At 71.3% G+C, this 22,628-nt stretch carries 19 protein-coding genes and 1 pseudogene; 16 read left to right on the forward strand and 4 right to left on the reverse strand.

Annotated elements, in window-relative coordinates; translation table 11 throughout:
- Window positions 1–100: 100 nt before the first annotated feature.
- From ABZ128_RS07235 to ABZ128_RS07265, 7 genes are all read left to right on the forward strand, one after another.
- Window positions 101–661 carry a hypothetical protein gene (locus tag ABZ128_RS07235; RefSeq protein WP_356846575.1) on the forward strand — a complete coding sequence of 187 codons (561 nt, stop codon included), beginning with the start codon at window positions 101–103 and terminating at the stop codon, window positions 659–661.
- Complete coding sequence (locus tag ABZ128_RS07240; protein WP_356846576.1) at window positions 658–1,338, forward strand: hypothetical protein; 681 nt, start codon at window positions 658–660, stop codon at window positions 1,336–1,338. The genes ABZ128_RS07235 and ABZ128_RS07240 overlap by 4 nt, the downstream gene beginning before the upstream one ends.
- A 929-nt stretch (window positions 1,339–2,267) precedes the next feature.
- Window positions 2,268–2,882 carry a hypothetical protein gene (locus ABZ128_RS07245; protein WP_356846578.1) on the forward strand — a complete coding sequence of 205 codons (615 nt, stop codon included), beginning with the start codon at window positions 2,268–2,270 and terminating at the stop codon, window positions 2,880–2,882.
- A 131-nt stretch (window positions 2,883–3,013) separates the two neighbouring features.
- Window positions 3,014–4,264, forward strand: coding sequence for a serine hydrolase domain-containing protein (locus ABZ128_RS07250; RefSeq protein ID WP_356846580.1), 1,251 nt, complete (start codon window positions 3,014–3,016; stop codon window positions 4,262–4,264).
- A gap of 97 nt (window positions 4,265–4,361) precedes the next feature.
- Window positions 4,362–4,889, forward strand: coding sequence for a GNAT family N-acetyltransferase (locus ABZ128_RS07255; protein WP_356846582.1), 528 nt, complete (start codon window positions 4,362–4,364; stop codon window positions 4,887–4,889).
- An 82-nt stretch (window positions 4,890–4,971) separates the two neighbouring features.
- Window positions 4,972–5,487 carry a SigE family RNA polymerase sigma factor gene (locus ABZ128_RS07260; RefSeq protein ID WP_356846583.1) on the forward strand — a complete coding sequence of 172 codons (516 nt, stop codon included), beginning with the start codon at window positions 4,972–4,974 and terminating at the stop codon, window positions 5,485–5,487.
- A 78-nt stretch (window positions 5,488–5,565) separates the two neighbouring features.
- The gene (locus ABZ128_RS07265) at window positions 5,566–6,807 is read left to right on the forward strand and encodes a hypothetical protein (RefSeq protein ID WP_356846584.1); all 1,242 of its coding nucleotides are present in this window, start codon (window positions 5,566–5,568) and stop codon (window positions 6,805–6,807) included.
- Between the two features lie 4 nt (window positions 6,808–6,811).
- Here ABZ128_RS07265 and ABZ128_RS07270 read toward each other — a convergent pair whose 3' ends face one another.
- Window positions 6,812–8,491 carry a bifunctional 3'-5' exonuclease/DNA polymerase gene (locus ABZ128_RS07270; protein ID WP_356846585.1) on the reverse strand — a complete coding sequence of 560 codons (1,680 nt, stop codon included), beginning with the start codon at window positions 8,489–8,491 and terminating at the stop codon, window positions 6,812–6,814.
- A gap of 783 nt (window positions 8,492–9,274) precedes the next feature.
- Here ABZ128_RS07270 and ABZ128_RS07275 point away from each other — a divergent pair.
- Together ABZ128_RS07275 and ABZ128_RS07280 are read left to right on the forward strand one after the other, a co-directional pair.
- Window positions 9,275–10,456, forward strand: a complete 1,182-nt coding sequence (locus ABZ128_RS07275) for a DUF2786 domain-containing protein (RefSeq protein ID WP_356846586.1) — start codon at window positions 9,275–9,277, stop codon at window positions 10,454–10,456.
- 145 nt (window positions 10,457–10,601) lie between these two features.
- Complete coding sequence (locus ABZ128_RS07280; RefSeq protein ID WP_051696354.1) at window positions 10,602–10,817, forward strand: DUF397 domain-containing protein; 216 nt, start codon at window positions 10,602–10,604, stop codon at window positions 10,815–10,817.
- Window positions 10,818–10,930: 113 nt separating this feature from the next.
- Here ABZ128_RS07280 and ABZ128_RS07285 read toward each other — a convergent pair whose 3' ends face one another.
- The gene (locus ABZ128_RS07285; protein ID WP_356846587.1) at window positions 10,931–11,428 is read right to left on the reverse strand and encodes an ATP-binding protein; all 498 of its coding nucleotides are present in this window, start codon (window positions 11,426–11,428) and stop codon (window positions 10,931–10,933) included.
- Between the two features lie 317 nt (window positions 11,429–11,745).
- Here ABZ128_RS07285 and ABZ128_RS07290 point away from each other — a divergent pair, with 317 nt between their 5' ends.
- From ABZ128_RS07290 to ABZ128_RS07315, 6 genes and pseudogenes are all read left to right on the forward strand, one after another.
- Window positions 11,746–12,624, forward strand: a complete 879-nt coding sequence (locus tag ABZ128_RS07290) for a helix-turn-helix transcriptional regulator (RefSeq protein WP_356846588.1) — start codon at window positions 11,746–11,748, stop codon at window positions 12,622–12,624.
- 89 nt (window positions 12,625–12,713) lie between these two features.
- The gene (locus ABZ128_RS07295; RefSeq protein ID WP_356846590.1) at window positions 12,714–14,171 is read left to right on the forward strand and encodes an aldehyde dehydrogenase family protein; all 1,458 of its coding nucleotides are present in this window, start codon (window positions 12,714–12,716) and stop codon (window positions 14,169–14,171) included.
- 67 nt (window positions 14,172–14,238) lie between these two features.
- On the forward strand, window positions 14,239–16,320 hold the full coding sequence (gene mrdA, locus ABZ128_RS07300) for a penicillin-binding protein 2 (protein ID WP_356846592.1): 2,082 nt from the start codon (window positions 14,239–14,241) through the stop codon (window positions 16,318–16,320).
- 96 nt (window positions 16,321–16,416) lie between these two features.
- A complete protein-coding gene (locus tag ABZ128_RS07305) occupies window positions 16,417–16,929 on the forward strand; it encodes a DinB family protein (RefSeq protein ID WP_356846593.1) in 513 nt (170 codons plus the stop codon).
- Between the two features lie 84 nt (window positions 16,930–17,013).
- Window positions 17,014–17,775: a MerR family transcriptional regulator gene (locus ABZ128_RS07310; RefSeq protein ID WP_356846594.1), complete on the forward strand. Its 762-nt coding sequence runs from the start codon at window positions 17,014–17,016 to the stop codon at window positions 17,773–17,775.
- 153 nt (window positions 17,776–17,928) lie between these two features.
- Window positions 17,929–18,567 (forward strand): annotated as a pseudogene (locus tag ABZ128_RS07315) (VTT domain-containing protein); the annotation flags it as partial.
- Between the two features lie 105 nt (window positions 18,568–18,672).
- On the opposite strand, the gene ABZ128_RS07320 reads toward ABZ128_RS07315, so the two are convergent.
- The gene (locus ABZ128_RS07320; RefSeq protein ID WP_356846596.1) at window positions 18,673–20,322 is read right to left on the reverse strand and encodes a threonine/serine exporter family protein; all 1,650 of its coding nucleotides are present in this window, start codon (window positions 20,320–20,322) and stop codon (window positions 18,673–18,675) included.
- A 203-nt stretch (window positions 20,323–20,525) separates the two neighbouring features.
- Window positions 20,526–21,017 (reverse strand): inorganic diphosphatase, encoded by a 492-nt coding sequence (locus ABZ128_RS07325; RefSeq protein WP_356846701.1) that lies wholly within the window; start codon window positions 21,015–21,017, stop codon window positions 20,526–20,528.
- 158 nt (window positions 21,018–21,175) lie between these two features.
- Between ABZ128_RS07325 and dacB the strand changes: the two genes are divergently transcribed.
- Window positions 21,176–22,600 carry a D-alanyl-D-alanine carboxypeptidase/D-alanyl-D-alanine-endopeptidase gene (gene dacB / locus ABZ128_RS07330; protein WP_356846598.1) on the forward strand — a complete coding sequence of 475 codons (1,425 nt, stop codon included), beginning with the start codon at window positions 21,176–21,178 and terminating at the stop codon, window positions 22,598–22,600.
- Window positions 22,601–22,628: the final 28 nt, after the last annotated feature.

The following is a 22,628-nucleotide window of genomic DNA, read 5'->3' on the forward strand; positions in this document are numbered from 1 at the left end:
CGCCCACTCGACGGCCAACCGTTTCCCTTCGAACGTGGCCCGGCGAAGAGTCGCCGATCCGCTAGCCATCCCAGACGGAGACTCCTGATACGAGGGGGACATGAATCAACTCGAACTGCGCGGCGTAGAACATCAGCTTCGCGAGGCACTGCAAGACACCGCCCTGAGCTGGGTGCTCGACGACGTCGACGCGGCGATCGCCGCAGGAGTACCTGAGGAGAAGATCCTCCGTCGCCGCCCGCAGCGCCGCGGTGATGACTCCCACACCGCGAGCCCAGCCGCGGCAGCGGCACGATACGAAGTCGTGGATCGCAGCGCGCTTGGCTTCGTCGAGTACGAGGCATCGCGCAAGCGAGGGACGCTGGTCATCGCCACGCGAGCGATGACCGATGAAGAGCGTGTCCAGCTCCTTCTGGATGCGGTAAGGCGGGTGCTCGTTGAGCTGCCCGAGATGGAAGTGGAGGTGCTGAAGACGCTCCGGACCGAGTCCGAGGGCGACGCTGGCAGCCGAAGCACCGCTGGGGCGGTCGCGTTCGAGCCGGACGAAAGCGCCCGATCACGCCGTAGTCGAACGGAGTTCCAGGCAGATCGAATGCCTGTGGAGCGACGTGCGCATGTCAGTCAACTCCTGGCCGACGCAACGAGGGATGTGCGTAGTTGAACACGGTCGATCACCTGGTCAGTGAGATCAAGAGCCTTCTGGCTACCGGGGCGGTGTCGTACGACTCCGCCTCTAAGCCGTCCGATGTCTACGAAGGCTTCATCTTCTCCCTGATCGTCGCCACTGCGAGTCGGCATGGCGCCACTGTCACCTACGAAGACGTGTACGGGGCGAAGGCCAGTGACCTTGTCTTCCGCACGGGGCCTGGTCATCTGTACAGCAACAGCCAGCCCTTCACTCACGCCGTGATCGAGTTCGACGGTGCTCCCGCCCTTGAAGTGCACCTCGGTGTGTATGTGACCGGTGCGTCGGGTGTTCTGCACGAGTGTGACGTGCTGGTGCTGCCGGCCGAGGAAGCTGCCCTGAGCCGGGCACAGGGCATCGCGCCACGAGGAAGTCAGTGCGTGCTCATCGTCGAGTGCAAGTACTACGTCTCCAACCTCGGCATCGGTCTCGCGCGGAACTTCGAGGGACTGCGCGCCGATATCCGCACCCAGAACGAGCTCTTCGTCTCCAACACCAGGTCATCGAGCATCGTGCGGTACCTCGATGCCCGGAAGAGAGGCTTCGAACCGGATGTCGTGCCCAACTCACCACAGGCAGGCTATCTCCAGGCGGAGATCAGGAAGACCTTCAAGAGCTACCTGAGCAAGCACGCACCCTCAACGGTGATCTGATACTCGGCAGCACCAAGGATTCCGTGTGAGCGGATACGGCGGCCGTTAGCTCAGGTACCGGCGGGAGCCGGCTGCGGGGCGGTCTGCCCGCTGAGGCCTTGAGGCTCCCCCAGGCCATCTGGGGCCACCCATCGACCAGGGGGATCGCTGTCGTCGTGTGCCGCGACGGGGGATGGACGATCGACTCGTAGTAAGGATGACGCGGTCCGTGACCTGTTGGAGAAGGGCCCACTGTAGGCCGACGGCTGAGTCAGTCATGCGCCAATGCGTGAGCGCTGCGTGAGCGGACTGGGTGGGCCAGTGTGGATTGGGTGGCACGTGGGTTGCCAGGCGTAGGTCTCTGACCTGGGGAAACGGGATTCTGCGGCATCGTTCGGCATCAGTTGGGATGATCTTGTGGGCCTCGTAATGCGTAGGTCTCGGGTTCGAATCCCGAAGGCGGCTCCATCGAAGCCCCGGCTCGGATCTTTCCGAGTCGGGGCTTCTTGGTTCATCCGATCGTGGCGCTCGGCCCGGGGCGGGTGTGGGGGCTGTCGGTCTCGGTTCTGGTCTCGGTCGTGGTCTGGATCTTGGTCGGCTCGGCCTCCGGCGGGGTCGGAGGGGGCGGTGGCCTTCGCGAGCCGGTGTGGCCGTGCCCGGGGTCATGCGGCGCACCGGGGTCCGGGCGCGGCCGGCCAGGGCCCCGGCGGTGCGTGCGGTCGGTCTTGTGTGGCGTGCCCTCATGGCCGTTCCCCGGGGGTCTCCGGACAAGCTGTTCTCGTTCAACTCGGCGCAGGGTCCGTGCAGGTGACGCCCTGTTTGACCCCGCCGGGGGGCCGGTCCCGGGCTGCGGAAGGATGGGGGTCCGTCCCGACAGGCGGACGGTCCCCGCCCCGCTGCGCGGCGGGTGCCGGACCGACGTACCAGGCGTCACCAGGAGGCATCACCCCGTGGAAAAGACCACCCCCCGTCCCGCGTTCCGCACCCGACGCGAACAACTCCGCAACGGCGGCCGGGGATCCCTGATCGGGACGGCCTTCGGTGTGATGTGGTTCGCGCTCGGGCAGTCCGCCGTCGGGGGGTCGGCGCGGCCGGCCGTGCTGGTGGTGGGGCTGGTCCCGCTCGCCGCGAGCATCGGCGGTGTCATCCACCTCTTCCGTGCGGCCTCGCGCACTCCCGCCGGGCAGCAGGGTGCTCCGGTGGCGCCGGGCGGTGACGGTCCGCGGTTCATGACCGTGGTGATCATCGAGGCCATCGTCCTCGGGGTCGGCAACAACTACGTGCGCACCGGCCTGGACCGTCCCGAACTCATGCTGTCCTGGTCGGCGTTGGTGGTGGGGGCGCACTTCTTCCCGTTGGCCCGCACCCTGCGTGCCCCGATGCTGCGGGTGGTGGGCGGCCTGATGATCGCCACCGTTCCCGTCGCGGCCCTGGCCTCGCTGGTGCCGGGGGCCACGGACGCCGTGTGGCAAGCCGTCCCGGGCCTCGGCTGCGCGGCCGTGCTGTGGGCGGGAGCCGCGTACACGGCCGTACGCGCGGGCCGTACGGCGCAGGACGCGGCGTAGCGACCACCGCCCCCCCGACCGGGCGGTGACGCTGCGCGACCGGGCGGGGCACCCGTCCCGGCTCGCCCGCCGGACGGAGCCGGGCTAGCTTGGGAAGGCTGGACCCAAGTGGCGTGTGGCAGGAGGTCGGCATGACGACACGCTTGCGCAGAGCTGCGGTGGGGGTGGCCGCGGCGGGTTTGCTGGTAGCGCCCCTCGGGGCGGGGACGGGGTACGCCTTGGATGAGCCGACGCCGCCCGGGGCCTCGGCCCCGGCCACGGCCACGGCGAAACCCTCGGCCCCGGACTCCGCTCACGACTCCGAGTTCCCACAGCTCACGCCCGAGGTGGCACGGAAACTGGACGACGCCGTCCGGAAGGTGATGACCGATGCCAAGGTGCCCGGGGTGATGGTGTCCCTGTCGGCGCCCGGCAAGGGCGAGTACGTGCGGACCTTCGGCGTCGCCGACAAGTCCACCGGGGCGCCCATGGCCACCGACATGTACGTGCGGATCGGCAGCGAGACCAAGACCTTCACCGTGACCGCCATGCTGGAGCTGGTGGACGACGGGAAGCTCGGGCTGGACGACCCGATCGGCAAGTACGTACAAGGCGTCCCCAACGGGGACCGGATCACCCTGCGTCAGCTGGCCGAGATGCGGAGCGGGCTGTTCAGCTACTCCGAGGACGAGGGCTTCTACAAGGCCCTCACGACCGATCCCCGGCGGCCGTTCACCCCGCAGGAGCTGCTCGCGTACGCCTTCAAGCACCCGGTCATGTTCGAGCCGGGCGCCAAGTTCTTCTACTGCAACACGAACCTGATCCTGCTGGGACTGGTCGTGGAGAAGGTGAGCGGCCAGAAGCTGGCCGACTTCATCCACGAGGAAGTGGTGAAGCCCGCCGGGCTGACGCACACCCTCTTCCCGGCCGGCGCGGAATTCCCAGAACCGCACCCGCAGGGCTACACCAACCAGACCGCGTCCGGGAAGATCGAGACCTCGACGGACTGGAACCCCTCCTGGGGCTGGGCTGCCGGAGCGATGATCTCCGACCTCGGTGACCTGCGAAAGTGGGCCAAAGTCCTGGCCACCGGCGAGCTGCTCAAGCCCGCCACCCAGGCCGAGCGGCTGAAGGTCCTGCCGGCGGCCGACACGCCCGACACCGGTTACGGCCTCGGCATCTTCAAGGACAACGGGTGGATCGGCCACAACGGCTCCCTGCCGGGCTACGAGTCGCTGACCATCTACCTGCCCGAATCCCAGGCCACGCTGGTGGTGCTGCTCAACACCGACATCCTCTCCGAGGGTTCGGAGCCCAGCACGCTGTTCGGCGAGGCCATCACCAGGACCGTCACCCCCGACCACGTCTTCAGCCTCCCCGCCCAGCCCGTCACCAAGCACTGAGGACCCACCACCGCCCGAGCCGGGCCGCCGCCGCCGTGAAGAGCGTGCGGCGGCCCGCGCACAATGGAGGCCGCACGGGGCGGAGGAGGAGACGTACATGGAGAACACACGGAGCACGGAGAGCGCGGAGAGCGCCGAGAGCCGGGCGGCCGACGGTGTCGTGGTGCGCACCGCGACGAAGGACGACGTCGACACAGCGGCGGCGCTGTTCCGCGGATACCTGGACTTCTACGAGGTGACCGTCCGGGACCCCGATCTGCCCCGCGCCTTCCTGGCGGAGCGGATCGCCCGCGACGAGTCGCTGGTACTGCTGGCCGACCTGCCCGGGGGCGAAGCCGGCACCGTCGGATTCGCCCAGGTCTACCGCACCTTCGCCTCGTTGGCCCTGCGGCCCGTGTGGGTCCTCAGCGACCTGTACGTCGCCCCGCCCGGCCGCCGCAGCGGCGCCGGCCGGGCGCTGCTGCGCGAGGTGCTGCGCCGCGCGAAGGAGGCGGGGGTGGCCGGCGTACAGCTGGAGACCGCGTACGACAACCACGTCGCGCAGGGGCTCTACGAGGCGGAGGGCTTCGAGCGCGAGGAGTTCCACATCTATTTCCACGGACTCCGGGGGCTCCAGGGGCTCTGACGGGACCGGGCACCGCGGCGGTGAAACATTTCTGCACCGCCATCGCGTCAAGGGGGTGAGAAGGACGCGAGGGGGAGGGTGCATGCGGCAGGGGCGCAGGGACGGGTTCCGTGAGTTCGCCGAAGGCAGGTCGGGGCCGCTGTACCGGTCGGCCTGCCTGCTGGCGAGCGGGGACACCCACCTCGCGGAGGACCTGGTGCAGGAGACCCTGGGCCGGATGTACCTGCTGTGGGGCAGGGTCGCCCGGATCGACAATCCGGCCGCCTACGCGCAGACGGTCCTCGTACGGAGCTTCCTCACGCACCGGCGCCGCCGCTCGGCCCGCGAGCGCCCGGTCGGCGAGTTCCCCGAGCCCGCAGCGGCGGCGGCCCGCGGCTCGGATCCCGAACTGCGCCTCACGCTTCTGGACGCGCTGGGGCGGCTGGCCCCCAAGGACCGGGCGGTGCTGGTGCTGCGGTTCTGGGAGGACCGCAGCATCGAGGAGACCGCCGACGCGATGAACGCCAGCCCGGCGGCCGTACGGACCCGCACCACGCGGGCCCTGTCCCGGATGCGGGAGCAACTGGGCGGCTCACTGGCCGAGTTCAGCTCCCGCTGATGCCCCCGGCCCGCCCGCGCGTGGCCTCTCTCCCTTGACTGCTCGCCCTTACCTACTCGGTGGAAGGTCTGGTTCCCCATGCCCTTTGAAGATGACCTCGGCGAAGCCCTGCACCGCGCCGGGGACGGTTTCACCCCCGACCGGCGGGCGCTCGTGGACGCCGGTGAGCAGCGCGGACGCCGGCTGGTGGCCCGCCGCCGGGCCGCGGTGATCGGCGGATCGGTGGTGGCCCTGGCCGTGATCGGCGCGGGCGGGGCCTACACCGGCGGCCTGCTCGACGGCGCGGGCGGCTCCGGCTCGGCCAGGGTGGCCGCAGCGCCCCCGCTCCCCACCGCCCCGCCGGAAGGCGAGCCCGTCGGCACCGGGGCGGTCTCCGCCGAGCAGCTGATCGGCGTACTCGCTCAACTGCTGCCGGGCGGCAGCCTCTCGGAGGCAGAGGCCCGCGGCACCGGCGAGCCCGTGCCCCCGATGGTGTCCGCGGTCTACGACGACGGCCGGGGCAAGGCGGCCGTCGGCGTCGGCCTCTCCCGCGTGGACACGAACGACAAGAGCACCGGGAAGGCGGTGAACTGCCCCGAAAAGAACGTCGCCGACTTCGACGACTGCACCGTCCGGATGCTCGCCGACGGCTCGCAGTTCATGGTCCTCCAGGGCTACGAGTACCCCGACCGCCGCGCGCCCACCAAGCTGTGGCGGGGCACGCTGGTCACCCCGCAGGGCTACAAGGTCGACGTGCAGGAGTGGAACGCGCCGGCCGAGAAGGGCAAGCCCGTCTCCCGCACCGACCCGCCGCTCGGGCCGGAGCAGTTGCAGGCGCTGGCGACGTCCCCGCTGTGGCGCCCGGCCCTGGCCGACCTGCGGGCGCCCCAACCGGTGCCCCGTCAGAGCCTCGTACCGTCCGCGGTGGCGGACGCCGGCGCGGTCCTGCAGTCCCTGCTGCCGGGCGACGGGATCACGGTCGTGAGCAAGGGCGGTCAGCAGGACTACGGGTACGTCGTGCTCGACGACGGCAAGGGCGCGTCCCTCGTCGAGGCCAATGTCCAGCTGGACATGGGCCGTGCGCTCGCCGGCCGTTTCAACGGGCCCGGCGTCACCGTCCTGCCCGACGGCACCAAGGTCGTCGTGGAGAAGAAGTCCGGCGAGAAGGGCGGCAAGGGCGTGGTGTGGTGGATGGTGGACGTACTGCGCCCGGACGGCCGGCGGGTGGCGGTCTCCGCCTTCAACACCGGCAACCAGAGCAAGCCGGCGACCCGGGACGAGCCCGTCCTGACGACGGAGCAGCTCCAGAAGATCGCGCTCGACCCGAAGTGGCAGGGCTGAGCGGCTACTTGGCATCCGCGTAACACTCGACGACCGCGGTCGTGAACGGGAACCGGACCGGGGTGTCGCCGAAGGCGATCCGGCCGGCCCGGTCACCGGCGGCCCGGATCGCCTCCGCGACGGCCCCGGCCTCCTCGGCCGGGCAGTGCACGATCACCTCGTCGTGCTGGAAGAAGACCAGCTCGGCCCGCAGCCCGGCGGCGGCGATGGCCTGGCGCAGGGCCGCGAGCAGCAGCAGCGCCCAGTCGGCGGCGCTGCCCTGGACGACGAAGTTGCGGGTGAACCGGCCGCGGGCCCGGGTGTTGGTGGAGGCGTAGCTCGGCGTCCAGGCGTCCTCGCGGTCCTGGGGGATGCCCGCCTCACCGTCCTCGGCGGCGCCGGCCGGCGGCGGGCAGGTGCGGCCCAGCCAGGTCCGGACGAGGCGGCCCTCCTCGCCCGCCTTGGCCGCGTCGTCCACGTACGCCACGGCGCGGGGGAAGCGGCGCCGCAGCGCGGCCAGGTTCTTCAGGCCGTCCCCGGAGGTCTGGCCGTACACCGCGCCGAGGACGGCGATCTTGGCCATGTCCCGGTCGCCGGAGAAGCCCTGGCGGGAGATGGCGGTGTAGAGGTCCTCGGGGCGCCCGGCCACCTCCATGAAGGCCGGGTCCCGGGAGATCGCGGCCAGGACGCGCGGCTCCATCTGGTCGGCGTCGGCGACGACGAGCCGCCAGCCGGGGTCGGCGATGACGGCCCGGCGGATCACCTTGGGGATCTGGAGGGCGCCGCCGCCGTTGGTCACCCAGCGGCCGGTGAGGGTGCCGGCGGGGACGAACTCGGGGCGGAAGCGGCCGTCGCGGACCCAGTCCTGGAGCCAGCCCCAGCCGTGGGCGGTGTAGATCCGGTACAGCTTCTTGTACGTGAGGAGGGGCTCCACGGCGGGGTGGTCCAGCTCCCGGATCTCCCACCGGCGGGTGGACTTCAGCCGGATCCCGGCCTCGGCGAAGGCCTTGACGACGTCGGCGGGCAGCTCGGGGCGTACGCGCCGGCCGAAGGCGGCGGAGATCTCGTCGGCCAGCTCGGCGAGCCGGCGGGGCTCGCCGCCGCCGGCGTAGCGCTCGCCGAGGAGCTCGGTGAGCAGGGCGCGGTGGACGTCGGCCCGCCAGGGCAGGCCGGCGCGGTTCATCTCGGCGGCGACGAGGAACGCGGCGGACTCGGCGGCGACGAGCAGGCGCATGCGGTCGGGGTGGGCGGTGGCGGCGAGGCGCCGGGCCTGGTCCTCGTGGACGGCGATGAGCGCGCCCAGGGGCAGGGGCGCGGCGGGCCGGGCCTCGAAGAGGGAGCTCTGCGCGGTGGGCGCGGTGGGCGCGGTGGCGCGCTGCGGGGGGTCGGGGGGCACGGGCGCGCCGGTGAGCCGGGCCCAGGCGGCCGCTGCGGAGCGGGGCTCGTCGGAGCGGCCCTCGTGGGCGAGGAGGAGGAGCTCGGTGTTCTCGATGTCGTGGCACCGCTCGACGCGGAGCCCTGCGGTGAGCAGGCGCGGGTACACGGCGGCGGTGGACCGCCAGACCCACCGGGTCCCCGCGGGCGCGGCCCGCACCGCTTCGGCGGGATCCCGCACGCCGAGGGCGGGACCGCCGGTGAGGGGGGCGGCCTGCCAGTGGCCGTCGCCGTCCTCGGTGAGGGCCCAGCGGGGGGTGGGGTCGCTCATGCATGCGAGTCTCCCACCCCCCTCGGACAACCCGGCCTGGCCGCGCCCGGGTCCGGCCCGGGCCCCGCGCCTCAATCGCCGGCGAGGCTGGATCTGGCGGGCCCGGACCGGGCGTGTCCGCGGCTTTGCCGGGTCGTGTGCGGGTGCGGCGCCGTTGCCGGGGGCCGGCCCCCCGCGCCTCAAACGCCGGCGAGGCTGAATTTGCCGGGCCCGGACCCGCAGGATTTGTGGCTCTGCCGGAGCGTTGCGCGGGTGCGGCGCCGCTGCCGGGGGCCAGCCCCCGGACCCCCGCGCCTCAAACGCCGGCGAGGCTGGATTAGCCGGGCCCCTGCGCCTCAATCGCCGGCGGGCCTGGATTAGCCAGGCCCCCGCGCCGTAAACGCCGGCGGGGCTGATGTTGGCGGGCCCGTGCCTCCACGTGAGGGAGATCTGCGGGCGGGGTGGGGACACTGCGGTGGTGAGTCGAGGATGAGCGGTCACCGCCGAGTCCGTTCGCGATCCCGCCAGGATCCGCGAGCCGAGACGAACTTCCGGAGTGGCCCCGCCCCGCCACGGGCCGGTCCCGTTCAGCGGCACTCCCGGGCCCGTGGTCCCGCCGTCGCTGTCACCGCGCCTCCCGCCCCGCCCCGCCACGGGCCGGTCCCGTTCAGCGACACCCCCGGGCCCGTGGTCCGGCCGTCGCCGCCCCCGCCCCCGCCTCCGCAGCGAATGCGTCTCGGCAGCGCCGCCCCGCCTCCCCCCCGCCCCGGACAGAGGCTCCGCCGGGCGTGTCAAGCTGAGGGGGTGAGAGAGATCGTCGGGCGGGCCTGTGAGGTCGCCCTTTACGTGGCGGACGACAGCGGCCTGGACAGCGGGGCCTCCTTGCTCGTCGCCGAGCCCGGCCGGTGGGGGGACGTCGGGCGGGAGCTGCTCGTGCGCGGGGAGGCGTACGTACGGCAGGCCTGGGAGCGGGGCTGGCAGCCCGCCGACGTGCTCCGGCTCGTCCGCCGCGACCTCGACGACCGGCACGTGCGGATCACCCGCGACCTCGTCGCCGCCGAGGCCCGCCGCTACGCCCGCCTCCCCGAGCGCTGGACCGACGCCGAGGTCTGGTGGGGCGAGGACGCCCAGTACGGGGACCGCCTCGCGCAGCGGGAGAGGGCCGACCGGTTCAGCCTGGCCACGGCCCTGCTGGAGGTGTTCCGGCTGCTGATACGGCTGCCCTCCATCGAGCCGGTGGCCCCCGCCCCAGGGGACCCGGCCGCCGGCACCCTCCCCGAGCACGCCCACATCGAGCCCCGCATGCTCGCCCGGATCCGCGCCCTGCTCGCCAAGGCCGAGGCCACCACCTTCCCCGAGGAGGCGGAGGCCCTCAGCGCCAAGGCCCAGGAGCTGATGGCCCGGCACACCGTCGACGAGGCCCTGCTCGCGGCCCGCGGCGAGCGCCCGGCCCAGGTGCCCGGAGCCTGCCGGATCGGGGTCGAGCCGCCGTACGAGGAGGCCAAGGCGGTGCTGCTCGACGCCGTGGCCGGCGCCAACCGCTGCCGGGCCGTGTGGAACGGCGGCTTCGGCTTCTCGACGGTGGTCGGCTTCGAGAGCGACCTGGAGGCCGTCGAACTGCTCTACACCTCCCTCCTCGTGCAGGGCACGGCCGCCATGACCCGGGCCGAGGCGGCCCAGCGCTCCGGCGGGCGCAAGCGGACCAAGACGTTCCGGCAGTCCTTCCTGCTCGCCTACGCCAGCCGCCTCGGCCAGCGCCTCGCCGAGACCGCCGAACACACGGCGACCGAGGCCCCCGACCACCTGCCGGCCCTGGTTGCCCGCGACGTGGCCGTGACCGCCCGGGCGGACGAGATGTTCCCCCGGACCACCACCACCCGCCTGCGCGGCGCTTCCGACCACGCGGGCTGGACCGACGGCACCGCCGCCGCCGACCGCGCGCACATGGGCGGACCCCGCCACCCCCTGCCCGGCTCGGCACCCTGAACGAGCCCGCAGCTGACCTGTGATCAGCTCGGCACTGCGCGTGCACGTGCATCTGCCCATGCAGCTGCCAATGAACACAGCTATGATCCGGTGCAGTTGACATCTGCACTATCGGGGGCTTCCTGTGGACCACGCGTACAACGGGATGGCAGCTGCAGAACTCGACGGAGTGACCTGGCAGAAGAGCAGACACAGCAACTCACAAGGTTCCTGTGTGGAGTTCGCGAAACTGCCGGGCGGTGCCGTCGCCGTGCGCAACTCGCGCTTCCCGGACGGACCGGCGCTCGTCTACACGCCGGCCGAGATCGAAGCGCTGCTGCTGGGTGTCAAGGACGGCGAGTTCGACCACCTCATCGCCTGAGGAACAGCGCACTGATCCAGCCGTTCACGTGCACTGGCCGGGACCGATCGCAGTGATCGGTCCCGGCCAGTCGTGTCGTGTTCCCGCCGGTCGTGCGCCGGGCGCCCGCGCTCCTAGTCGGGGAGCATGAACAGCGCCCACACCACCTTGCCGGTCAGCCGTCCCGCGAGCGGGTGCCAGCCCCAGCTGTCACTGTAGGAGTCCACGAGGAACAGCCCGCGCCCCGATTCCAGGTCGCAGTTCTCCTCTGTGTGCTCCGGTGTGAACGACCCGCCCGGGCGGTCCTCGCTCGGGTCCCGTACCGCGCACACCAGCCGGGTGGTCCACCGCATCAGGTGCAGGCGCACCGCCGCCTCCGGCTCGCCGGCCGCGGCGGCGCGGGGGCGCGTGTCCTCGGGCAGGGCGTGCCGCAGCGCGTTGGTGACGAGTTCGGAGACCACCAGGGCCACGTCGTCGAAGCGCTCGTCCAGACCCCACTGGGACAGCGTCGACCGGGTGAAGGAGCGCGCCCCGCGCACCGCCTCGAAGCGGGCGGGCAGGGCGCAGGAAGCGGACCCGGAGACAGCCGTGGGGTCGACCGGGGGAAGCCCCTGCCGTAACGGCTCGAGCATGGTCGATCCATTCGTCCCCATGCGAGGCACTCCCGGGATTCGAAAGAACTGCGGGGCACGCAGGTGCGCGGCACCATCGTTCCGAATGCCGAAGCCGGATGCAAGGGCAGATGCACGTGCACGCGCCGGACCTGTCCCCTCCCGTGATGGTTCTTGCTCATTTCTTCCTACGCATACTTACGGACTTCTTTTGCGGCGCCCCGGATTCCGTTACAGAACGAGTACGGGCCGATGCGTTTTGGTGGCAGACTTCGGCACCTGGGGTACGGGGGTCCCAGCGACGCACACCACCGCGCAGACCACGCGCAGACATTGCGATGGGGAGGGCAGGACTAGTGACCGCAGAAGCCAGCGGTTCCGTGGTGCGCCGCATCCTCCTGGGCTCGCAGCTCAGGCGACTCCGAGAATCCCGCGGCATCACCCGTGAGGCGGCCGGCTACTCGATCCGCGCATCCGAATCGAAGATCAGCCGCTTGGAGTTGGGAAGGGTGAGCTTCAAGGCCAGAGACGTAGAGGACCTCCTGACGCTCTACGGGGTCACCGACGGCGCCGAGCGCGAGTCCCTGCTGGGGCTGGTGCGCGAGGCCAACGCGGCGGGCTGGTGGCACAGTTACGGCGACGTGCTGCCCGGATGGTTCCAGACGTACATCGGTCTGGAGGGGGCGGCCTCGCTCATCCGGATCTACGAAGTCCAGTTCGTGCACGGCCTCCTGCAGACCGAGGCCTACGCCCAGGCCGTGGTCAGCCGCGGCATGCCCGGAGCCTCCAAGGCCGAGATCGACCGCCGCGTCGCGCTGCGCCTGGAGCGCCAGAAGGTCCTGGTCTCCGAGAACGCCCCGGTCTTCCACGCCGTCCTGGACGAGGCCGCCCTGCGCCGCCCCTACGGCGACCGCGACGTCATGCGCGGCCAGCTGGAGCACCTCATCGAGGTCTCCCAGCGCCCCAACGTGCAGCTCCAGGTGATGCCCTTCTCCTTCGGCGGCCACGCGGGCGAGAGCGGAGCCTTCACCCTGCTGCGCTTCCCCGAGTCGGACCTCCAGGACATCGTCTATCTGGAACAGCTCACCAGCGCCCTTTACCTGGACAAGGACGAGGAAGTGGGGCAGTACGAAAGGGCCATGGAGCGGCTCCAGGCCGACTGCCCGGATCCCGACCGGACCCGGGATCTTCTCCGCGGCCTCCTCCAACTGTCTTGATTCGCACGTAGTATGACGTCTGATCAGTGCATGATGACCGATCGGTCTCCGGTGCAGCGCACGGGTGCGCGCTCGCAGTAAGGGATGGCATGTCCATATTCACCGACGTGGCCCACCAGTACATAGACGGCGAATGGCTGGCCGGCACCGGTTCGTGGGACATCATCGACGTCAACCCGTACAACGGGGAGAAGCTCGCGGCCATCACCGTGGCCACCGTCGAGCAGGTCGACCAGGCCTACCGCGGCGCCGAGCGCGCCCAGAGAGACTGGGCGGCCACCAGCCCCTATGCCAGACGCGCGGTCCTGGAGCGCGCCCTGCGGGTGACCGAGCAGCGCGAGAAGGAGATCATCGAGGCGATGATCGACGAGCTCGGCGGGACCCGTCCCAAGGCCGAGTACGAGGTGTACCTCGCCAAGGAGTTCCTGCGCGAGTCGATCCAGCTGGCGATCCGGCCCGAGGGCCGGATCGTGGCCTCGCCCGTCGAGGGCAAGGAGAACCGGATCCAGCGCCTCCCGGTCGGTGTCGTCACCGTGATCAGCCCCTTCAACTTCCCCTTCCTGGTCACCCTGAAGTCGGTCGCCCCGGCCCTCGCGCTGGGCAACGCCGTGGTGATCAAGCCGAACCAGAACGCGCCCGTGGTCGGCGGCGGGGTCATCGCCAAGATCTTCGAAGAGGCGGGCCTGCCGGCCGGACTCCTCAACGTGCTGGTCACCGACATAGCCGAGATAGGCGACGCGCTCCTGACGCACCCCGTCCCCAAGGTCATCTCCTTCGCCGGCTCCGACCGGGTCGGCCGGCACGTCGGCGCCGTGGCCGCCCGCCACTTCAAGCGCACGGTCCTGGAGCTCAGCGGCAACAGCGCCCTCGTCGTCCTCGACGACGCCGACGTCGACTACGCGGTGGACGCCGCGGTGTTCAGCCGCTTCGTCTACCAGGGCCAGGTCTGCATGGCCGCCAACCGCATCCTGGTCGACGCCGCCGTCGCCGAGGAGTTCACCGAAAAGTTCACCGCACGCGTGCGGGGCCTGAAGACCGGCGACCCGCGCGAGGCCGACACCCACATCGGCCCGCTGATCAACTCCTTCCAGGCCGACGCCCTGACCGCCCTCGTCGACCAGGCCGTGGCGGACGGGGCCCGGGCCCTGGTCCACGGGTCTACGCGCGGCAACCTGGTCGAACCGAGCGTGCTGACCGGCATCCCCGAGGACTCCCCCCTGCTCGGCCAGGAGATCTTCGGCCCGGTGGCGCTGCTGGTGGTCTTCGACGGCGAGGAGGAGGCCGTACGGCTGGCCAACGCGACCCCGTACGGGCTCAGCGGAGCCGTCCACACCCGGGACGTCGAGCGCGGCGTGCGCTTCGCCCAGCGGATCGAGACCGGCATGATCCACGTCAACGACTCCACCATCGGGGACGAGCCGCTGGCCGCCTTCGGCGGGGAGAAGGCGTCGGGACTGGGCCGGCTGGGCGGAGAGGCGACCGTCGAGGCCTTCACCACCCAGAAGTGGATCTCGGTCCAGCACGGCCGTTCCACCTTCCCCTTCTGACCCTCCCGCCCCTCACCCCTAGACTCGTCCGGGACAGCGGCAGGCAGCGTTCCGGGGGAGACCTGAGTTGAGCAACATTCCGGAGACGGGGCGCACGCCCCGGGTCCAGAACCGCCTCGTCATCATCCAGGTGGTCGTCTTCTCGCTGCTGCTCACCCTCGGCGGCCGCCTCTGGTACCTCCAGATACGCAACGGCCAGGAGTACACGGACGAGGCGAAGAACAACCACGTCCAGCAGGTGGTCCAGCCCGCCGTCCGCGGTTCGATCCTGGACGCCCGCGGGGTCCCGCTCGCCGACAACGAGACCCGCATGGTCGTCTCGGCCAGCCGCACCGACCTCACGAAGATGAAGGACCGGGGCAAGGACGTCCTGACCCGGCTCGCCGGGGTCCTCGGCCTCGACCCCGCCGACGTGGTCAACAGCGTCCGCCTGTGCGACGCCAAGACCCCCAAGCCCTGCTGGAACGGCTCCCCGTACCAGCCGATCCCCATCACCGACGAGGCGACGACCGACCAGGTGCTGGAGATAAGGGAGCACGCCGAGCAGTTCCCGGGCATCACCGCCGAGCCGACCGCCCTGCGCCGCTACGCCGGGCCCGACGGGGCCAACACCTCGCAGGTGCTCGGCTACCTCTCGCCGGTCACCGACGCGGAGATCACCAAGGCCAAGAAGACCGACTCCCCGTACCTGCGCTCCGACCAGGTGGGCCGCTCGGGCCTGGAGCGCACCTACGACAAGGAGCTGCGCGGCAAGGCGGGCATCACCCGCTACGAGGTGGACAACCTCGGGCGGGTCATCGGGCAGGCCCAGGCCGACAAGCCCACGCCCGGCGCGAACATCGTGACCTCGATCGACTCGCGCGTACAGGCGGTGGCCGAGCGCGAGCTCAACAACGCGATGGTCGAGGCCCGCAAGACCTACGACAAGAACACGCACAAGAACTACGAGGCCGACTCCGGCGCGGTCGTCGTCATGGAGGCCAAGACCGGCCGGATCGTCGCCATGGCCTCCAACCCGACCTACGACCCGAACGCATGGGTCGGCGGGATCTCCGCCAAGGACTACGCCTCCCTCACCGACAAGGACTCCAACTACCCGCTGCTCAACCGCGCGATCCAGGGCCAGGCCGCCCCTGGCTCCATCTTCAAGGTCGTCTCGTCCACGGCCGCGGTCAACGCCGGCTACCCCTTCAACGGCCGGTACGGCTGCCCCAGCTCCTACTCGGTCGGCAGCCAGACCTTCACCAACTTCGAGTCCCAGGGCTACGGCGACATCACCATCGGCCGCGCCCTGGAGGTCTCCTGCGACACCGTGTACTACGCGATCGCCGACAAGGAGTGGAAGAAGGACGGCGGGATCAACCCGAAGAAGGAGCCGAGCGACTGGTTCTTCAAGACGGCCCACCAGTTCGGCCTCGGCAAGCCCACCGGCATCGACCTCCCCAACGAGGTGACCGGGCGCGTCCCCGACCGCCAGTGGAAGAAGGACTTCTTCGAGGCGAACAAGGCCGCCTGGTGCCGCGACGGCAAGAAGGACGGCAGCTTCGCCGAGAAGATCGCCTACGAGAACTGCCGCCAGGGCAACCAGCTGCGCGAGGGCGACGCGATCAACTACTCCATCGGGCAGGGCGACACCCTCGTCACCCCGATCCAGATGGCCTCGGTCTACGCGGCCATCGCCAACGGCGGCATGATGCACCAGCCGAGCATCGGCAAGGCGGTCGTCAGCGCCGACGGCACCTCGGTGAAGGAGATCGCGCCGAAGGAGCAGGGGCGGCTGCCGATGGATCAGGAGCTGCGCGACGACATCGACGGCGCGCTCGCCTCGGTGGCCACGACGGGCAGCGCCGCATGGCGGTTCGGCGGCTGGCCGCAGAAGCAGATCCCCATGCACGCGAAGACGGGTACCGCGGAGGTCCAGGGCAAGCAGACCACCTCGTGGTTCGCCTCGTACACCGAGGACTACGCGATCGTGATGACGATCTCCCAGGGCGGTACGGGCTCGGGTGCCTCCGGCCCGGCGGTCCGCAAGATCTACGAGGCGATGTACGGGCTGGACGAGAAGGGGAACCAGGACCTGACCAAGGCGCTGCTGCCCAAGCCCCAGACGGCCCTGCCGGCGATCCGGCCGGACGGGGTCGCCAACTGAGGCGGGACCGGAAAGGCGTTTAGGACAGGATCTGACCGCAAGGCTCCGTAACGTGGTTCTCGTCAGCAGGAAGACCCACGGAAAAGGCGGTTGGTCATGGCTCACCTCTCCGAAGAGATCCCGGGCGACGAGCGCGGCACGCTCCTGCTCTTCGTCGAATCCCAGCGCACGGCGATCCGCGAAGCGCTGGCCGGACTGACCGAGGAGCAGGCGGCGAGCCGTCCCAGCGCCAGCGAGCTGTCGCTGTCGGGCCTGGTCAAGCACGTGGCGGAGGTCGAGCTGGCCTGGCTGCGCATGGCGCAGCAGCGGCCCAACGAGATCCAGCGCACCGCCGAGACCTGGGGCGAGGCCTTCCGTCTCGTCGACGACGAGAGCGTTCCGTCCGTCCAGGCCTTCTGGGAGGGGGTCACGGCAGAGCTGACGGCCTTCGTCCGGGAGCTGCCCAGCCTCGACGAGACCTTCCCGCTGCCGCCGGCGCCCTGGTTCCCCGAGAACACCAAGGTCTCGATGCGTTGGATGCTGCTGCACCTGGTGGAGGAGTTCGCGCGGCACGCGGGCCACGCGGACGTCATCCGGGAGTCCCTGGACGGCACCAAGGCCATGGGCTAGCCACCGGCCTCCGGCGAAGGACTTGCACCTCACGTGGCGTGAGGACCCAGAGTGAAGGGCGTACCGAACAGAGGAGCGGAAACGATGGGCTACTCCGTGGGACAGGTCGCCGGATTCGCCGGGGTCACGGTGCGCACCCTGCACCACTACGACGAGATCGGCCTGCTCTCCCCGAGCAACCGCAGCACCGCAGGTCACCGGCGTTACGACGACGCCGACCTCGACCGGCTGCAGCGGATCCTGTTCTACCGGGAGCTCGGCTTCCCGCTCGAAGAGGTCGCGGTCCTGCTGGACGATCCGGACACGAACCCGAGGGAGCACCTGCGCCGGCAGCATGCCCTCCTGTCCGACCGGATCGCCCGGCTCCAGCAGATGGCCGAGGCCGTGGAGCACGCCATGGAGGCACAGAAGATGGGCATCGATCTCACGCCCGAGGAGAAGTTCGAGGTCTTCGGGGACTTCGACCCGGACCAGTACGCGGACGAGGCGTACCGGCGGTGGGGCGACACGGACGCGTACAAGGAGTCCGCGCGGCGGACGGCGGGCTACACGAAGGAGGACTGGAAGCGCTTCCAGGACGAGGCGGACGGCATCAACCGCCGGTTCGTCGCGCTGATGGAGGCCGGTGTGGCCGCGGAATCCGGCGAGGCCATGGACCTGGCCGAGGAGCACCGCGGCTGGATCGACCGCACCTGCTACTCGTGCTCGCACGAGATGCACACCTGCCTGGGTGAGATGTACGTCGCGGACGAGCGGTTCACGGCCTACTACGACGCGCTGCGGCCCGGCCTGGCGGTGTTCGTGCGGGACGCGATCCTCGCGAACGCGGTCCGCGCGGCCGCCTAGCGGGGCCCCGCACGCCCTGCGCCGGTGAAACGGCCCTCTCCCGGTACCTGGAACCGGGCGGGGGCCGTATGCGTTGATAATTGAGACCGCCCTCTCGTCCGCCGCACCGCCGACATCCGCGGACGCCCCCCGATCCAGGAGAGCCCGGAACTCGTGTACACCCTTGCGCTCGCCCCTGAGTGGCTGTCCCCGGACTATCTGATCTCGCACTACGGCCTGATCGGCATCCTGGTCATCGTCTTCGCCGAGTCGGGGCTCTTCGCCTTCCTGCCCGGCGACTCGCTGCTGTTCACGGCGGGCCTGCTGGTCGCCAACGGCGAGTACATCAAGCAGCCGCTGTGGCTGGTGTGCACCCTGATCGCGGCCGCCGCGGTCATCGGCGACCAGGTCGGTTACATGATCGGCAAGTTCTTCGGGCCGAAGATCTTCAACCGGCCGAAGTCCAAGCTCTTCAAGCGGGAGAACCTGGACAAGGCGCACGAGTTCATGGACAAGCACGGCCCCAAGGCCATCGTGCTCGCCCGTTTCGTGCCGATCGTCCGGACCTTCGCCCCGATGGTCGCGGGCGCCGGCTCCATGAAGTACCGCACCTTCCTGACGTACAACGTCATCGGTGGCATCGGCTGGGGTGCGGGGCTCACGGTCGCGGGCTACTGGCTCGGCCAGATCACCTTCATCAAGGAGAACGTCGAGGCGATCCTCGTCCTGATCGTCCTCCTCTCCCTCATCCCCGTGATCTTCGAGGTGCTGAGGGCCCGCAAGGAGGGCAGGGCCGCCGCGGCCGACGGCCCGCCGGTGGGTGAGCGCCGTCGCCACGCCAAGCGCTGAGGGCCTCGCGCAGGAGCAGGATGCGGCCCGCGCCCCGGGACTCCGCCGGAGTCCCGGGGCGTACGTGTCTCAGAAGCCGCGGGTCCGCTTCGCCGCTCGGCGCTTGGCGGCGCTCGCGGCCCCCGGGATCCGCATGAACAGCCGCGAGGTCTCCGAACCGAGGTTGACGCCGATCGCGATGGCGAGCGCGATGGCGGCGGCGTTGGTCAGCGAGCCCAGGCCCCGGTTGAGCTGGTTCTCGGCGATGAGCAGCAGTCCGTAGTACGTCGCCGAGCCGGGCAGCAGCGGCCCGATGGCGGCGGTCACGTACGGCAGGGCGGACGCGAAGCGGTAGCGGGAGAAGAGCTGCCCGAACAGGCCGACCAGTCCGGCGGCGACGGCCGTGGAGGGGACGGGCGGGATGCCGCCGGCGTAGTGGAGGGCCCCGAAGGTCACCCAGGCGACCCCGCCGTTCAGTGTGACGATCCATACGGTGGAACGTTCCTGCTGGAGCAGGATCGCGAACGTGAACACCAGGACCATCGAGGCCGCGATCTGGATCAGCGGCCGCTGGGTGATCTGGATGGCCTCCTCCGGCTTGGGCGCGGCGCCCAGCTGGAGCCCGAGGTACAGCACGGCCAGGACGCCCATGATGATGCCGATGAAGAGGTACATGACCTCCAGCAGCCGGGCCGAGGCGGTGATGTAGAAGCCGGTCAGGCCGTCCTGCACGGCGGCGACCAGGGCCCGCCCGGGCAGCAGCGCGAAAAGTCCGCCGGTGATCACCGCGGAGGCGAGCACGTCGATGTCGGCCAGCTTCAGGGCCACGCCGATCGCGGCGGGCGGCATCGCCGCGACGACGAACTGGTAGAACTCCGGCAGCCCGCGCCCGGCGCAGAGCCAGGCGAGCCGGTCGCCGAGCATCGCCCCGATCGCGGCCGCGAAGAAGACGACCACGCCACCGCCGACCAGCGTGGAGGCGGCCCCCGCGAGCAGCCCGGCGGCGGCCGTCAGCACCCAGGTGGGGTACGGGTGGCGGTTGCGGCGGATCTCCGCGAGGCGCCGGTAGGCCTCCTCCAGGGAGATGTCGATCTCGGGGGCGCTGATGTCGTCCACCAGCCGGAAGACGGCCGCCAGGCGCGTGTAGTCCGTACCGCGGCGCCGCACGGTCCGGCTCGCGGAGACCGGGTCGTCCACCAGGGAGGGCTGGTGGGTGATCGACAGCAGGGTGAAGGTGACGGTGGGCTCGCAGCGGTCCAGCCCGTACGAGTGGGCCACCGCGAACATCGCGGCCTCCACGTCCTCGGCGCCCTCGCCGCCCGCCAGCAGCAGCTCGCCGATGCGCAGGGTCAGGTCGAGCACACGGCCGACGGCGGGCCCGGACTCGCTGTGCCGGTGCACGGGCTCGGGGACGGGTCGGACGTCGACCGGCATGCGCAGCATGGTGCGCATGCGGTCCTGCCAGGGGGACTCGGTCATGCGTGAGACGGGGAACCCGTGGGCGGGGGTGTAGGCGGCCGGGGCGTGCTGGGCGCTGTAGGTGGCCGGCGGGGCGAAGGCCGAGCCCTCGGGTGCGGGAGGCGGCGGCTCGAAGCCGCCGGGCGCGGCGAACTCCGAGGTCGGCTGGTCGTCCTCCGGGGCCTCCGGCTCCATTCCGGGCGGCGGGGTGAAGGCGCTGTGCGCCTCGTCCGATGCCGGCTTCCGGTCCTCAGATCCCCCGGCTCCGTCGCCCTCCGCCACACGCCCTCCAGTCCCGTCCGGCCCGGACACCAGTATGCGGAACCGTTTCCTCCCCGGCGAAACGGCCGACTCCGCCCGCACCGGCGGCCCTGCGGGACCGCAAGGGCCCGGGAACGGCGACGGGCGGCACCCCCGCGAAGGGGCGCCGCCCGGGCTGTCCCAGGGGCGGCGGGAGGTCCCGCTCACCCGTGGGCAGCGGTGACTCAGTGGCCGCCCTGCGCCTCAAGGCGCTTGTACGAGGCCTCGATCTCGGCCTCGGCCTCGGCGCGGCCCACCCAGTTGGCGCCCTCGACCGACTTGCCCGGCTCCAGGTCCTTGTAGACCTCGAAGAAGTGCTGGATCTCCAGGCGGTCGAACTCCGACACGTGGTGGATGTCGCGCAGGTGCTCCACGCGCGGGTCGGACGCCGGCACGCACAGCAGCTTGTCGTCGCCGCCCGCCTCGTCCGTCATGCGGAACATGCCGATCGCGCGGCACTTGATCAGGCAGCCCGGGAAGGTCGGCTCGTCCAGGATGACCAGCGCGTCCAGCGGGTCGCCGTCCTCGCCGAGGGTGTTCTCGACGAAGCCGTAGTCGGCCGGGTAGCTGGTGGAGGTGAACAGGCGACGGTCCAGACGGATCCGGCCGGTCTCGTGGTCCACCTCGTACTTGTTCCGCGAACCCTTGGGGATCTCGATGGTGACGTCGAACTCCACGTCCTGCTCCTCCATGCTCATTGCTTCGAGACTGCGTTGATTCACCTGCGTGCGCGTCCGTCCCTGCCCTGCCCGGGTGGGGTGCCATGCTCGCGGCAAGACGCAGTGGTTAAGTGTCCCTCACGCATGTGTGTGATCGCGAAAGGGGCTGGTCCGAGGTGCCATTGGTCAAGACGTGGCAGCTCATCGCGGGGTCGGCCGTTGCGGGCCTCGCCCTGTCGGTGGCAGCGGTGGCCGCCGCCGGTCCTTGGGACTCCGGCCAGCGTAAGGCCGAGCGGGACAGGGCCGCCTCCTGGAGCCTCACGGGTGGCGCAGATCACGGCACCGGGCCGCTCCCGCAGGCCGCGCCCAGCGCCCCCGGGGTCCTCGGCGGGATCGGCCCCGACGCCCCCCGCAAGGCCGCCGCGGCCGATTCCGGCACGCTCGCGCAGACCCTGGCCCCGCTGCTGTCCGACCCCTCGCTGGGCACCCTGCGGACCGCCTCGGTGATCGACACCGCCACCGGCCAGGTGCTGTACGAGTCCGGCTCGCACGAGCCGATGACCCCGGCCTCCACCACCAAGATCGCCACCGCGGCCGCCGCCCTCACCGCGCTCGGCCCCGAGCACCGGATCCGCACCGTCGTCGCCCCGGGCGCCGGCCCCGGCCAGATCGTCCTGGTCGGCGGCGGCGACCCCTCCCTCACCGCCCGCAAGAAGAGCCCGGCCGGGTCCGGGGGCAGCCTGCTCGCGCTGGCCGCCGACACCGCCCAGGCCCTCAAGGCCGCCGGGACCGACACGGTGGCCCTCGGCTACGACGACTCCCTCTACACCGGCCCCGCCCGCCACCCGATCGGCATCAACCCGAACATCGCGCCGGTCAGCGCCCTGACGGCCGACGAAGGCCGCCTCGACGACTCCACCTCCGGACCGGCCGACCGGGTCGAGGACCCCGCCCTGGAGGCCGCCCGCGCCTTCGCCGCCCTCCTCGGGGAACGCGGCATCAAGGTCGGCGGCGAACCCGTACCGGCCCGGCCCGCCGCCGGGGCCCCGCCGCTCGCCACCACCCTCTCCGCCCCGCTCTCGGCCCTGGTGGAGCGGATGCTGACCAACAGCGACAACGACATCGCCGAGGCGCTGGCCCGGCAGACGGCCCTCGCCTCGGGGCAGCCCGCCGGATTCGAGGGCGCCGAGAAGGCCGTCGGCGACCGCCTCGCCTCCCTCGGCATCGACGTCTCCGGGTCCCGCTTCGCCGACGGCAGCGGCCTGAGCCGCGCGGACCGGATCAACACCGGCCTGCTGGCCGCCCTGCTGGCCAAGGCCGCCGACCCGCAGCGGCCGGAGCTGCGGCCGGTGCTCACCGGGCTGCCCGTCGCCGGTTTCACCGGGACCCTGCGCGGCCGCAACGCCGGCACCTCCCCGGCCGCCGGCCTGGTCCGCGCCAAGACGGGCACCCTGACCGGGGTGAACTCACTCGCCGGGACGGTGGTCGACCCCTCCGGACGACTGCTCGCCTTCGCGTTCCTGACGGCGAACGCCCCCGACGGGGCCGCCGCGGAGAAGGGCCTCGACAAGCTGGCCGCCGCCGTGGCGCGCGCTTCGTAGATTCGCAGGGGATCCGCACCGGCCCCGG

The organism is Streptomyces sp. NPDC006326, assembly GCF_040612915.1.
Lineage (GTDB): Bacteria > Actinomycetota > Actinomycetes > Streptomycetales > Streptomycetaceae > Streptomyces.